Origin of the sequence: Dietzia sp. oral taxon 368 (assembly GCF_002999155.1) — a bacterium.
Lineage (GTDB): Bacteria > Actinomycetota > Actinomycetes > Mycobacteriales > Mycobacteriaceae > Dietzia > Dietzia cinnamea.
The window spans coordinates 1103757-1116639 of sequence record NZ_CP027238.1 but is presented as its reverse complement, the minus strand read 5'-3'; the positions used below and the strand labels follow the sequence as shown (position 1 = coordinate 1116639).

Annotated in this window: 12 protein-coding genes; 6 read left to right on the top strand and 6 right to left on the bottom strand. The window is 74.2% G+C overall.

Annotated features, from left to right (window positions below; translation table 11 throughout):
* Positions 1-2: 2 nt before the first annotated feature.
* Positions 3-437 carry a pyrimidine dimer DNA glycosylase/endonuclease V gene (locus tag C3V38_RS05355; protein ID WP_061916166.1) on the bottom strand — a complete coding sequence of 145 codons (435 nt, stop codon included), beginning with the start codon at positions 435-437 and terminating at the stop codon, positions 3-5.
* Positions 438-517: 80 nt separating this feature from the next.
* On the opposite strand from C3V38_RS05355, the gene C3V38_RS05350 reads away from it, so the two are divergent.
* Positions 518-1189 carry a DNA alkylation repair protein gene (locus C3V38_RS05350; RefSeq protein WP_106385222.1) on the top strand — a complete coding sequence of 224 codons (672 nt, stop codon included), beginning with the start codon at positions 518-520 and terminating at the stop codon, positions 1187-1189.
* Between the two features lie 67 nt (positions 1190-1256).
* On the opposite strand, the gene C3V38_RS18220 is transcribed toward C3V38_RS05350, so the two are convergent.
* Complete coding sequence (locus C3V38_RS18220; RefSeq protein WP_305790980.1) at positions 1257-2423, bottom strand: glycosyltransferase; 1167 nt, start codon at positions 2421-2423, stop codon at positions 1257-1259.
* A gap of 59 nt (positions 2424-2482) precedes the next feature.
* Here C3V38_RS18220 and C3V38_RS05340 point away from each other — a divergent pair, with 59 nt between their 5' ends.
* The 5 genes from C3V38_RS05340 (at position 2483) to C3V38_RS05315 (ending at position 9028) form a co-directional block, all read left to right on the top strand.
* Positions 2483-3358 (top strand): WcbI family polysaccharide biosynthesis putative acetyltransferase, encoded by an 876-nt coding sequence (locus C3V38_RS05340; protein WP_106385221.1) that lies wholly within the window; start codon positions 2483-2485, stop codon positions 3356-3358.
* Positions 3355-5766, top strand: a complete 2412-nt coding sequence (locus C3V38_RS17960; protein ID WP_254426086.1) for a glycosyltransferase — start codon at positions 3355-3357, stop codon at positions 5764-5766. The genes C3V38_RS05340 and C3V38_RS17960 overlap by 4 nt, the downstream gene beginning before the upstream one ends.
* Positions 5767-5895: 129 nt before the next feature.
* The gene (locus tag C3V38_RS05325; protein ID WP_106385220.1) at positions 5896-7011 is read left to right on the top strand and encodes a glycosyltransferase; all 1116 of its coding nucleotides are present in this window, start codon (positions 5896-5898) and stop codon (positions 7009-7011) included.
* A complete protein-coding gene (locus C3V38_RS05320; RefSeq protein ID WP_254426085.1) occupies positions 7008-8165 on the top strand; it encodes a glycosyltransferase in 1158 nt (385 codons plus the stop codon). Before C3V38_RS05325 ends, C3V38_RS05320 begins: the two co-directional genes overlap by 4 nt.
* Entirely contained in the window at positions 8162-9028 is an 867-nt protein-coding gene (locus tag C3V38_RS05315) for a glycosyltransferase family 2 protein (protein ID WP_106385219.1), read from the top strand. The genes C3V38_RS05320 and C3V38_RS05315 overlap by 4 nt, the downstream gene beginning before the upstream one ends.
* On the opposite strand, the gene C3V38_RS05310 is transcribed toward C3V38_RS05315, so the two are convergent.
* From C3V38_RS05310 to C3V38_RS05295, 4 genes are all read right to left on the bottom strand, one after another.
* Positions 9010-9801 (bottom strand): ABC transporter ATP-binding protein, encoded by a 792-nt coding sequence (locus C3V38_RS05310; protein ID WP_007631559.1) that lies wholly within the window; start codon positions 9799-9801, stop codon positions 9010-9012. The genes C3V38_RS05315 and C3V38_RS05310 overlap by 19 nt on opposite strands.
* Before the next feature lie 2 nt (positions 9802-9803).
* Complete coding sequence (locus C3V38_RS05305; RefSeq protein WP_106385218.1) at positions 9804-10811, bottom strand: ABC transporter permease; 1008 nt, start codon at positions 10809-10811, stop codon at positions 9804-9806.
* Positions 10808-11788 (bottom strand): ABC transporter substrate-binding protein, encoded by a 981-nt coding sequence (locus tag C3V38_RS05300; protein WP_061228171.1) that lies wholly within the window; start codon positions 11786-11788, stop codon positions 10808-10810. The genes C3V38_RS05305 and C3V38_RS05300 overlap by 4 nt, the downstream gene beginning before the upstream one ends.
* A gap of 116 nt (positions 11789-11904) precedes the next feature.
* Entirely contained in the window at positions 11905-12708 is an 804-nt protein-coding gene (locus tag C3V38_RS05295) for a siderophore-interacting protein (RefSeq protein WP_106385217.1), read from the bottom strand.
* Positions 12709-12883 lie beyond the last annotated feature (175 nt).

Sequence of the window (12883 nt, the reverse complement as noted above, 5' to 3'; positions counted from 1 at the left end):
GGTCACTCCTCGGGCAGGCCAGCGCGTTCCCAGGCCGCGACCGGGCCCGGGATCAGGTCGAACATCGGGTGCGGCCGCGGGGCGACGAGCCGGTCCAGCCACGGCGGGTCACGCTCGATCACCTTGGCCCGCAGGTGCGCCCACTCCAGCGCGAGCTGGCCGTCGGTGAGCGGCAGGCGCTCGGGCCCGGGCGGCAGGACGACGCGCGTGCGGTCGAAGCGGTAGCCGCGCGCGTCGGCGGCGTCGGCGAGACCGTGCAGCCATGTGGCGATCCCCGCGACCGGGTCGGCGAGCGTGCGGAACCGCTCGAGCTGGGGATGCGCGCGATAGCCCTTCGTCATCCCGCGGAGTACCTTCTGGGCCAGGAGCCCCTCGCGCCAGCCGGCGACGAGCGCGGCGCGGTCGAGCAGGTCGGGATGGATGCTCCACAGGCGCACCCCGGCGAGTATAGGGACGCGCCGCGTGGCGGGGGCCGGCGCGCGTGCCGGCGGGCGCGCCCGGGAGGGAGAGGACGACGATGACGACGACGACGACGCTCGACGAGGTGATGACCGAGCTCGCCGGGCTCGAGGACGCCCGGATCCGGGAGGTCAATGCCCGGCACGGGGACGACCACGGGGTCAACCTGACGGCGCTGCGGGCGGTGGCCAAGCGGGTGAAGAAGAACCAGCCCCTGGCGGTCGAGCTGTGGGCGACCGGCGACTCGGCCGCGCGGCTGCTGGCGATTCTCGCGTGTCGGCCGAAGGAGTTCTCCGCCGACGAGCTCGACGCCATGCTGCGCCAGGCCCGCACCCGGAAGGTCCACGACTGGCTGGTGGGCTACGTGGTGATGAAGGGCCCGCACGCCGAGGACCTGCGCGTCGCGTGGCTCGACGATCCCGACCCGGTCGTGGCCTCCGCCGGCTGGGCGCTCACCGCCGACCGCGTGGTCAAGAAGCCGGAGGGGCTGGACCTGCCCGGGCTGATGGACGTGATCGAGGCGGAGATGGCCGACGCCCACGAGCGGCTGCAGTGGGAGATGAACACCTGCCTGGCCCAGATCGGCATCCACCACCCGGAGCTGCGCGGGCGGGCGCTGGAGATCGGTGAGCGGCTGGGGGTGCTGCGGGACTACCCGACGCCGCGCGGCTGCACCTCGCCGTACGTGCCCGAGTGGATCGGCGAGATGGTCCGCCGGCAGGAGGGCTGACGCCGCGCGCGTCCGCTTCGCCCGCTCTCACCTCCCGGCGAGTGGTCACAAATGACGATGTCCGGCGTCAGCGACCAGGGCGAATGTGACCGGGTGTGACCATTCGCGGAGCGGGGTGAGCGGGGTGAGCGGGGTGAGCGGGGTGAGCGGGAAGCTCGGCGCTGGCCAGCGCTGCGCGGTAGATCGCTGCGTGGGTGGCCGCGACGGCGGCGTCCTCGGCGTCGGGCGCCCGCTCGGGGACGGGCGGGCCTCCGAGCGCGGCGGCCAGGGGCGGGCGGAGCTCGGCGGCGTCGGGTGAGGCGGGGTCGTACGAGGCGACGTCGTGCCCCCACTGCTCGACCAGGCATCCGATGCGGGGGACGACGGGCGGCAGGCCCAGGTCGCGGCAGAGCTCCAGCCACCCCGAATGCGTCCCGTGCCGGTGCGGGAGCACCAGGGCGTCGAACCCGGCGAGCGCGGCGCACAGCTCGGACTCCGGCAGGTGGCCGTGCGGCCGCACCTCCACCTCGGGGCGGGCCGCGAGGCGGTCCAGCACCAGCGCGACCCGGTGCCGGGGGTGGTCGGACTCACGGGCCGCGGCGAGGGCGTCGTCGCGGATCATCACGACCAGCCGGGTGCCCGGCGGCAGCGCCTCGGCCAGCGCGGGCAGCAGTTCCTCGGCCGCGACGCCCGCCCGCAGGGTGCCGAGCACTACCCCCACGGTGCGGCGGGACCGCCCGCCGCCCCGTTCCCGGCGCAGCGGCTCGGTGACCCCGGCCGGTACGAGGCGTGGATGCGGGATGACCCGGGCGTCGACGCCCCACCGCTCCCGGATCTCCGCGGCGGCGCCGGCGGTCAGTGTGAGGACTGCGGAGGCCCCGCGGACGAGATGACCGGTGCGCTCGAGATGGGCGGCGGGGTCCGGTTCGTGGGGGTTGGTCAGGTCGTGGACGGTCACCACCAGCGGCATCGCCCGAGCCCGCAGTGTCGCGACGAACTCGGCGATCTGCTCGGGCGAGCGGTGCTCGTACCCGAAGTGCACGTGCACGAGGTCGGCGTCGTCGAGGACCTCGGGCCGCTCGGCCGCCTCCAGCGCCGGATGTGGCCACCACCGGGCGGGGTCGGCCGGGTCCAGCACCGGGTCGCCGAGCACGGCGACATCGGCGGCGGGTTCGAGGGCGTGGCGGACGTAGTCGTGCCCGGCGGGCACCGAGCGGACCCGCATCGTCGGGACGGGGGAGGCGCCAGAGTTCACCTCGTCACCGTGCCACGCGCCCCCGGGGCGTCGGCCCCGGGCCTACTATTGTCGACGCGGTGAGTACCCCCGACCGGCCGACCGTGATGGTGATCGGCAACTGCCAGGCCGACGTCTACCGCGACCTGCTGCGCGCCTCGGACGAGGTCCGCGTCGTGGACGTGCGGCCGGTGTACGAGATGACCGCCGCGGACCTGCCCGCCCTGCACGCCGACCTCGCGCGCACGGACGTGCTGATCGTCCAGCCCGTCCGCGACGACTACCGCGACCTGCCGCTCGGGCATCGCCAGCTCGCCGCGCATCTGCCGCCCTCGGCGGCGGTCGTCCTCGTCCCCGTCCTGCGCTACGCCGGTCTGCACCCGTACCAGGTGCTGGTCCGGCCGCCCCGCGACCGGTCGCTGACCCCGCCCCTCGCGCCGTACCACGACCTGCGCACGATCCTCGCCGCCGCGACCGGCGACCGCAGCGTGCTCGAGGCCGCACCGACCGCCGAGCAGGCCCGGGCCGCCGCCCGCGAGTCGGTCGAGGCCCTGCGGGTCCGGGAGCAGGCGCACGGCACGCTGACCGCCTCCGACCTGCTCGACGTATTCCCGCGCTGGCACACGATCAACCACCCCGACCGGCACACGCTGGCCACGGTGTTCGAGCGCATCCTCGAGCGGCTGCCCGCGGGGATGCTGACCGACCCGCCGCGGATCGGAGACCGAGAGCCCCTCGGCGCCACCCGCGCGCCCGTGGAGCCGGCCGTCGCCCGCGCCCTCACCGTGACCGGGCTCGACGTCACCGCGCCGGGCGACTGGCTCGTCGACGGCGCGCCGGTGCGCACCCAGGACATCATCGACGCGCATCTGGCCTGGTACGCGGCCACGCCGGGCGTCGTCGAGGAGGGCCTGCGCCGCCACGCCGACCGCATCGACCTGCTGGGGCTGCGATGACGGCCGCGGACCCCGCCACCGCCACGAACAACGCCGCCGACCCCGCCGCCGCGCGCCCCGGCGTGCCGCTGACCGTCGCCCTCGGCCCGCCCGAGCACGGGGTGACCCGCTTCGCCGTGGACAGCGCGCGCGCCGCGGGCACGCCGGTCCTCGAGGTCCGGGAGGTGGCCGCGCTGCCCGCCGCGCTGGCGGGGCGGGGGCGCGGACCAGTGCACCTGCACATCACCGACCCGCTGTTCGGCCGCACGCCCGACGAGGCCGCTGCGGCTGTGGAGGCACTCGCCGCGGACCGGCCCGTCAGCGTGACCCTCCACGACGTGCCCCAGCTCGCGGAGGGTGCCGAGCGGTGCCGCCGCCGCACCCGGGCCTACCAGTGCATCGCGCGGGCCGCCGGGCTGGTCGTGGTGAGTTCCGAGCACGAGCGGCGCCTCTGCGCGGACGCCGGCATCGCCGTCGACGCCGTCATCCCGCTGCCGGTCCCGGCCCTCGGGCCGCCCGCCGACCTCAGCCCTGACGCGCGGTCGGTCGGGGTGTTCGGGTTCCTGCACCCGGGCAAGGCCGTCGACGTGGTCGCCGAGGCCGTCGCCGCCCTGGCCGCTGGGGGTGACGCCGACATAACTCTACGGCTGTTGGGCGCCCCCGCTGACGGGCACGACGACTACGTCGACGCCGCGCTGCAGACCGTCCGCGCCGCCGGTGGGCGCGCCGAGGTGACGGGACGGGTCGACGACGAGGACCTCGCCCGCGTGCTCGGCGAGGTGACGGTGCCCGTCGCCCTGTTCCGCAACGTGTCGGCGTCCGGGTCGCTCGGCACGTGGGCCGCGGCCGGCCGGCGCCCCCTGGTCTGGGACTCGGACTACATCCGCGAGATGGAACACGACCGCCCCGGCTCCCTGCTCATCACTGACGGCACCGACCTCGCCGGCGACCTCCGGCGACTGCTCGGCGATCCCTCGCCCACACGCATCCCGCCCCCGCCGCCGGGGATCGAGGAACTCGGACGCGCGTACCGCGCGGCGTGGGCGCAGTGGCCGACGGGACCCGGGGGGGCTCGCATGACACGGAGCGTCCCCGTGCGCGGCGGCATCGACGTGGTCATCCCGTACTACCGCGACCAGCGCATGCTCGACCGGATCCTCGCCGCCCTCCGCGGCCAGACCGGACTCGACCACCGGGGCACGCTGCGGGTGATCGTCGCCGACGACGGCTCGCCCACCCCGCCGACGGTCCCGCCCGACGTCACCGTCGTGCGGCAGGACGATCGCGGTTTCCGTGCCTCCGCCGCACGCCACCTGGGTGCGGAGGCCGGCGACGGTGAGCTCCTGCTCTTCCTCGACGGGGACACGGTCCCCGGGCCCGGTTACGTCGCCGCGATGTGCGAGGCGCTGGAGGGCCGACCCGATCTGCTGGTGGTGGGGCGGCGTCGGTACGGGCGCTTTCCGCACCCCACAGAAGAAGTGGAGCCCGCCGAGATCCTCCCGGACCCCGAGTGGCCGGCCGCCTACTACGCCGAGACCGCGAACCTCACCCGGGGCGAGGACCTGTGGCGCGGCGTGCTGTCCGCCGTGTGCGGCCTGCACCGCCGCCTCTACGACCTGGCCGGCGGTTTCGATCCAGACATCGTCGGCTACGGCGGCGAGGACTGGGACCTCGCCTGGCGCTGCCAGCAGGCCGGCGGCCACCTGCTGTACGTCCCCGACGCCGTGGCCTGGCACGACGGCCTCGACTGGTCCGGCCGCGCCGACACGGCCGAGCGACCCGGGGACGACCGCGCCGACGCCGGCCGCCGCCACGACGGCTCAGCCCACCTCGCCCAGAAGAACGCCGAGACCGCTCGCCTGGCCCCGCTCATCGCGTCGACGCTCACCCGACCGGCCGGCGGGATCTACGCGCTGCCCTCGATCGCCGTCCACGTCCACGCCGCCGATCCGGCGTTCGGCGGGACCGGCACGGCCGCCGCCACCTGCGCATCCCTGCTCACCTGGGGTGATGTCGCGGTGACCGTCGACCCCGCCACATCCGACGCCGCCGTGATCGCCGAACTCTTCGCCGACGACCCACGCGTGGACCTCCGCCCGCGCAGCCCGTGGTGGCTCCCCGGGACGCCGGGGGCGGGTCCTCGTCGTCGTCCCCCCGTCCTCGTCGACATCCACCGTCCCTGCGCGCTCGGGGCGCTCGACGCGCGGCGGCTGCGCGCCCTGTGCCCACCCGAGGGGAGCGTGACCCTGGACGACGACGAGGGGCGCACCCTCGCGCGGATCCGCAGCTCCCGGGCCCTGGCGCGCGAGCAGGAGTGGGGCGAGCGTCCTCCCGTGGCGCAATCGATCACCGCGGCGGGCGTCGGGGTCCGCAGCCTGGGAGGCGACGGCGACGGTGTGCGGCTCGAGCGGATCATCGCGGGCTGGTGACGGTCGGATGGTGCGACGGGGGTGACCCGCCGGTGCCGCAGCGGTGGCGCGGGGGCCCCCGACAGGACACTATTTAATGTTCTGGCAGCGCCCGGACCGGTCGGGTGCCACGAGAGGACGAGGGGGGCTGTGGACGACCGTAGCGAGCAGCGTCTGGACATCGCCGTGATCGGGCCGTCCCGGTTCCCCATACGGGAGCCGTACGCCGGTGGGCTCGAAGTGGTCGTGGCCAAGGAGGTCCTGGCCCTGCGCGCCCGCGGTCACCGGGTGACCCTGTACGCCGCCGCCGACAGCGACGGGCACGACCCGCGGTTCGAGTTCACCGCCATGGCCACCGCGGCCGGCCGCGGCGACAGCTACTACCCGCCCGGCGGCTACGAGGCGGACTCCCTCGAGTTCGAACGACTCATGGACCACGTCGCCGTGGCCGGCTACGACGTGGTGCTCAACCACAGTCTCAGCCACGTCCCGCTCGTACGCGCCGCCGAGATGGGCACGCCCATGATCACCACGCTGCACTGCCCGCGGCTCGAGCCCATGCAGGAGGCGTTCGACCAGCTCGGTGAGGCCACCGGCCACGTGCTCGCCGTGAGCCGATCCGTCCTCGGCACCTGGCGGGTCCCGCAGGGGGCCGACGTCCTGCCGAACGGCGTCGAGCTCGTGACCTGGCGGCCCCGGGAGACCGGGTCCGACTCGCGGCGGGGTGCGGCGCCCCGCGCGGTGTGGACCGGCCGGATCGTGCCCGAGAAGGGCCCGCACCTGGCAATCGAGGCAGCGCGGCTCGCGGGGATGCCCCTCGACCTCGCCGGCCGCGTCGGTGACGACCGGTACATGCGGCGCGTCCTCGGACCCCGGCTGAGCGAGGCCGGTGACCTCGTGCGCTACCACGGTCCGCTGGGCCGCGACGCGCTGGTGCCGCTGGTCGCGAGCGCGGCCGTCGCCCTGGTGACCCCCTGCTGGGAGGAGCCGTTCGGACTGACCGCCGTGGAGGCACTGGCGTGCGGCACCCCGGTCGTCGCCCTGGCGCGCGGCGGCATCCGCGAGATCCTGCGCGGGCAACCCGGCGTGATCCTCGTCGACCCCGGTGACGACCCGGCGTCCGCGCTGGCCGCCGGCATCCCGGCCGCGCTCACCCTCGACCGGGCCGCGACCGCCCGCGCCGCTGCCGCCGCGTTCTCCCACGACGCCCGCATCGACGCCCTCGAGGAGCGACTCCGGGCACTACTGATGGGCGTGGCGTCGTGATCGGGATCTACGCCCACCACCACGGCAGTGGGCACGTGCAGCGGGCGCTGTCGGTGGCCGCCGCGCTCGACGACGAGGTCACCATCCTCACCTCCGCCCGCGTTCGCGACGATGCTGTTCCCGATCCCGGGCGCGTCCGGGTCGTCTCGCTGCCGTTGGACGTCGGCGGGTCAGGAGACGGCGCGGGGCCGGACCCGACCGCCGGGGGGCGGTTGCACTGGGTCCCGCTGCGCCACGACGGGTTGCGCCGCCGGATGGCCGTGCTCGCCGAGTGGATCGACCGCCACGCGCCGACCGTGTTCTGGTCGGACATCTCCGTCGAGGTGACGGTCGGCGCCCGGCTCACCGGTACGCCAGTGGTCTCCACCGTGCTGCCGGGCCGCCGCGACGACGCCCCGCACCTGCTCGCCCACGGGGTCTGCTCGGCGTTGGTCGCCGGGTGGCCCCGCGCGGCCGGCGCACCCGTGCCCGCCGGGGCCACGCGTCCGCTCGTGCCCGTCGGCGGCGTCTCACGGTTCGCCGGTCGGGACCCGGGCGCCGGTCCGCGTCCGGGCGAGCGCCACGGGGAGCGGCCCCGCGTACTGCACCTGCGCGGTTCCGGCGGAGGCGGCCACGATCGACGGTGGGACGCCGTGCGCGACGAGCTCGGTGAGGTCGACTGGATCTCCCTCGGCGGTCCCGGCGGCCGCTGGGTGGCCGACCCGTGGGACGAGCTGTGCCGCGCCGACGTGGTGATCAGCGCGGCCGGGCAGAGCTCGATCGCCGACCTCGCCGCCGCCGACGCGCACGTCGTCGTGGCACCGGAGGAACGGCCCTTCGGCGAGCAGGACGCCACCGCCGCGACCCTCGCCCGGCTGGGCCTGGCCGAGGTCGTGGGCCGCGATGACCCGGTCGACCAGCTGGTGGGAGCCGTCCGGCGCACCCTCGAGGTCGCCCGCTCCTCGTCGGGCGCGGGGTCCGGGCTGCGCGAGACGTGGGAGGTCGACGGCGCCGCCGAGCGGCTGGCCGGCGTCCTCGAGGCGGTGGCCGAGGGGCGGGAAAACGGAGTCGAGCGGCGCGGTCCGGAGTTCGCAGGGCGCGAGCGCGGGCGGGAGGCCTCCGGGCGCCGGCCGGTCGAGCGGCCCGCGGAGCCGACGGTCGGAGCGGCGCGATGACCACCGCGGCGTCGATCGCCGTGGTGACGGTCTGCACGCCGGGCCGCGCCGAACACCTGAGGTCCCAGCGCCGCGCGATGGCCGCGCACCTGCCCGGTGCCCGGCACGTGGTAGTGCTGCCCGACAGGCCCGGCAGTCGGGAGCTGGCCGCCGAGCTCTCCGCCGAGGACGTCGAGATCGTGGAGGTTCCGGCCGGGCCCGACCTGCCGATCGCCCGCAGCCGCAACCTCGGTGGCGACCGGGCGGCCGAACTGGGAGCCGACCTGATCGTCTTCCTCGACGTGGACTGCATGCCCGGCCCGGAGCTGGGTCGGCGGTACTCCGAGATCCCCGACGGCGCCGTGGGACTCGGGCCGGTGACCTACCTTCCGGAGTCCGCCGGAGCGCCCGATCCGGCCGACCTGCCCGCGTTCACGGACCCGCACCCGGCCCGACCGTTCCCCTCCCGCGGCACGCGGCGACTGGAGCCCGACGAGTTCGGGATGTTCTGGTCGCTGTCGTTCGCCGTGCGGCCGGACCTCTGGCGCCGGATACGGGTGGACTTCGGCGGGTTCGACGAGACCTTCACCGGGTACGGCGCCGAGGACACCGACTTCGGCCGCAGACTGCTCTACCGACGCGTGCCGGTTGTCCTGGTGGCCGGGGCGCACGCATACCACCGCTGGCACCCGGTGACCGATCCGCCGGTCGATCACCTGGCCGACCTGCTGCGCAACGGGGCGCGCTACGCCGAGCGGTGGGGGGAGTGGCCCGCGCCGGGCTGGTTCGAGAAGTTCGAGCGGATGGGTCTGGTGCGCAGGAGCGGCGACGGCTGGGAGGCCGTGCCCGGCGCGTCGCCCGGCGGTCAGCCGAGGAAGGCCTGATCCGACAGGGTCGCGCCCTTGATGTTGGTGAACTCGCGCAGCAGGTCCTGCACCGTGAGCTTGGATTTGGTCGCGTCATCGGCCTCGTACACGATCCGACCCTCGTGCATCATGATGAGCCGGTTGCCCAGGCGGATGGCCTGCTCCATGTTGTGCGTGACCATGAGCGTGGTGAGGCCGCCCTCGCGGACGATGCGCTCGGTGATCGACGTGACCAGCTCCGCGCGCTGCGGGTCGAGGGCCGCGGTGTGCTCGTCGAGCAGCATGATGCGCGGCTGCGTGAAGCCCGCCATGAGCAGCGACAGTGCCTGCCGCTGACCGCCCGACAGCAGCCCCACCTTGGCGGTGAGACGGTCCTCGAGGCCCAGTTCGAGCATGGCGAGCTGCTCGCCGAACCGCCCGCGCCGCTTCTTGCTCAGCCCACGCCCGAGACCGCGACGCTGACCGCGGAGCAGCGCCAGCGACAGGTTCTCCTCGATGGTGAGGTTCGGGGCGGTCCCGGCGAGCGGGTCCTGGAACACGCGGCCGATGTACTTGGCGCGCTTGTGGTCGGGCAGACGGTTGACGCGCACGCCGTCGATGTCGATCGCGCCGGTGTCGACCGGAAGCTTGCCCGACACGGCGTTGAGCAGCGTCGACTTGCCCGCGCCGTTGGAGCCGATCACGGTGACGAAGTCGCCCTCGCCGAGCGTCAGTGTGAGGTCGTTGAGCGCCCGGCGCTCGTTCGCGGTGCCCGGGAAGAAGGTCTTGGACACTCCGGTGACGGACAGCATCGTCAGACCTCCTTGGTGCCGGGGGCGGTGGAGTCGGGCCCGGCGGACCCGGTGGCGGCGGCGTCGGCAGCCGCGCCGGGACCCGGGTCGACCGCGGCACCGACCCCGGCCACGGCCCGCTCGTTGGCGGCGACCGGGGTGGTCGGCTTGCGACCGAACCGGCCGCCCACGGACTTCCAGCGGGGCAGCAGCAGCGCGACGACCACGAGCAGGGCGGTGATGGCCTTCATGTCGTTGGGGTTCAGGCCCACCTCGAGCGCCGCGAAGATGATGAGGCGGTACAGGATCGCACCCACGACCACGGCGAACACGGCCAGCCACAGGCGACGCTGGCCGAGGATCGCCTGACCCAGGATGACCGACGCCAGGCCGACGAGGATGAGGCCGATGCCCATCGAGATATCGGCGAAGCCCGAGTACTGCGCGATGAGCGCGCCGCACATGCCCACGAACCCGTTGGACAGGGCCAGCGTGAGGGTCTTGGTGAAGTCGGTGGAGACGCCGAAGGAGGCGATCATCGGGCCGTTGTCACCGGTCGCCCGGATGGACAGGCCGAGGTCGGTGGTGAGGAACCACAACACGACCAGGCCGAGCAGGATGACGGCCACCGCGAGGACGGCGACGCCGCCCCAGGTGCCGAGGATGCCGGCCTCACGCAGCGGCGTGAACGCCGTGTCCTGCCGCAGCAGCGGGACGTTGGCCCCGTCCATGATCCGCAGGTTGACGGACCACAGGGCGATCATGGTGAGGATGCCGGCGAGTAGTCCGTCGATCCGACCCTTGGTGTGCAGCAGGCCGGTGACCGTGCCGGCCAGGAACCCGGTGCCGAAGCCCGCGAGGGTCGCGAGCACCGGGTTCCAGCCGGCGAGGAGCCCCATCGCCGCGGTGGCGGCGCCGGTGGTGAAACTGCCGTCGACGGTGAGGTCGGGGAAGTTGAGGACGCGGAAGGTCAGGAAGACCCCCAACGCCATGACCCCGTAGATGAGGCCTACCTCGACGGCCCCGATCACTTGCGATCAGCCTCGGCGAGGATGTCCTCGGGGATGGTCACGCCCTGACGCTCGGCCGCGGCCTCGTTGACCACGTAGGTGAACTCGGTCGCGGTCTCGACCGGCATGGTGGCCGGGTCCTCGCCGTCGCGCAGGATGCGCAGCGCCATCTCACCGGTCTGGCGGCCCAGCTCGGTGTAGTCGATGCCCAGGGTGGCGACGGCGCCGCCCTCGACGGTGCCCTCCTCCGCGGCGATCACCGGGATCTGCTTGTCCTCGGCGACCTGGACGAGCGAGGCGATGCCGGCCACGACCATGTTGTCGGTCGGCACGTAGATCGCGTCGACGTCACCGAGCGCCTCGACGGCCTGCTGGATCTCGTTGACGGTGGTGACGGTCTGGGTGACGATCTCCAGCCCCAGCGGACCGGCGGCCTCCTCGGCCTGGTCCACCTGGACCTGCGAGTTGACCTCGCCGGAGGCGTAGACGACGCCGACACGCTCGGCGTCCGGGACGAGCTGCTTGAGCAGCTCGAGCTGCTCTTCGATGGGAGCGGCGTCCGAGGTGCCGGTGACGTTGGAGCCCGGCTCCTCCATCGAGTCGACCAGTTCGGCCGAGACCGGGTCGGTGACCGCGGTGAACAGCAGCGGGATGTTGATGATGTTCTGGGCCATCGCCTGCGCGGCCGGAGTGGCCACCGCGAGGGTGAGGTCGAGGTCGTCGGCGGCGAACTGCTGGGCGATGGTCAGCGCGGTGGCCTGCTCGCCGTTGGCGTTCTGCTCGTCGAACTCCACCTCGACGCCGGCCTCGGAGAATGCCTCCTTGAACCCGGCCGTGGCCGAGTCCAGAGCCGGGTGCTGGACGAGCTGGTTGATGCCGATGCGGTAGGACTCGCCACCATCGCCGGAGGCGTCGTCACCGCCGCCCGAGCAACCTGCGAGGACGAGAGCCGAGGTGGCGACCAGTCCGGTGAACAGCTTCGCGCGTGTGAATGCCATGTGCCATGCCTTGTCTGTGCCGTCTGGGCCTCCCGGGTGGGTACGCGAGGGGCCGGATGCGTGAACGGTGCTGGCACATGAGGGTACCGGGTCGCCCCGACACGATGAGCCCGGACTCACCTGACGGGCTGCGGGCCCTCCTCCGACTCGACCAGTTCGCGCTTCCAGGTGCGGAAGCCCTCCTCGGTCCGGCCGCGCCGCCAGTAGCCGGAGATCGACGCCCGGGCGGCGGGCACGCCGCGCTCGCGTCGCAGGTACGGCCGCAGGTGCTTCATGACCGTCTCGGCCTCGCCGTGGACGAAGACCTGCACGTCGCCGCCCGGCCACGGCAGGTCACGCACCGCGCCGACCAGCGGCGCGTCGCCGTCGATCAGTCCCGGGCCGCCGTCCGTCGAGGGGGTCCCGCGGTGGATCCAGGTGACCTCCACACCCGCCGGCGCGACGAGGTCGACCTCGTCGTCGTCGCCCCCGACCTCCAGGAACACCGCGCCCACGGCGTCCTCCGGCAGCGACTCCAACGCCGCGGCGACGGCCGGCACCGCCGTCTCGTCCCCGGCCAACAGGTGGAAGTCGGCCTCCGGGTCCGGACGGTAGCCGCCGCCCGGACCGCGCAGCGCGACCTGCGTGCCCGGGGTGACCGCGCGCGCCCACGGGCCGGCCACTCCGGCGTCACCGTGCACGACGAAGTCGATCCAGATCTCCCGGGCGACCGGGTCGCATCGCCGCACGGTGTACGTCCGCACGACCGTCCCGTCGGCGTGCGGCAGTTCGATCTTGACGTAGCTGTCCGTGTCGGCGCGGGCGGCGAACGATTCGAAGCCCTCGCCACCCAGGACCACCCGGACGAGGTGGGCGGTCACCGTCTCGGTGCGCAACACCGTCAGGACGGTCGGGGCGGGGGGCTGGCGATCGCGGGCCACTCATACTCCTTCGGCAGGGGGTTAGGTAACCCTATGCTCCCAGAGAATCGCCCCCCCGCGGGGCCGGGGGACAACCGCGCGCGTGTCGTCCGCCACACAACCTTGCACGGGCTGTGCAATCGTGCAGTGTCCGTGCAAAACTGCGGGGGTTCGCGAGTCGCACCCACGCCCCGAG

What these genes read in the sequence shown, in the direction of transcription:
- C3V38_RS05350 (WP_106385222.1), top strand. Translation starts at nt 518, where the DNA reads ATGACGACGACGACGACGCTCGACGAGGTGATGACCGAGCTCGCCGGG.
- C3V38_RS17960 (WP_254426086.1), top strand. Translation starts at nt 3,355, where the DNA reads ATGACGGCCGCGGACCCCGCCACCGCCACGAACAACGCCGCCGACCCC.
- C3V38_RS05315 (WP_106385219.1), top strand. Translation starts at nt 8,162, where the DNA reads ATGACCACCGCGGCGTCGATCGCCGTGGTGACGGTCTGCACGCCGGGC.
- C3V38_RS05310 (WP_007631559.1), bottom strand. Translation starts at nt 9,801, where the DNA reads ATGCTGTCCGTCACCGGAGTGTCCAAGACCTTCTTCCCGGGCACCGCG.
- C3V38_RS05300 (WP_061228171.1), bottom strand. Translation starts at nt 11,788, where the DNA reads ATGGCATTCACACGCGCGAAGCTGTTCACCGGACTGGTCGCCACCTCG.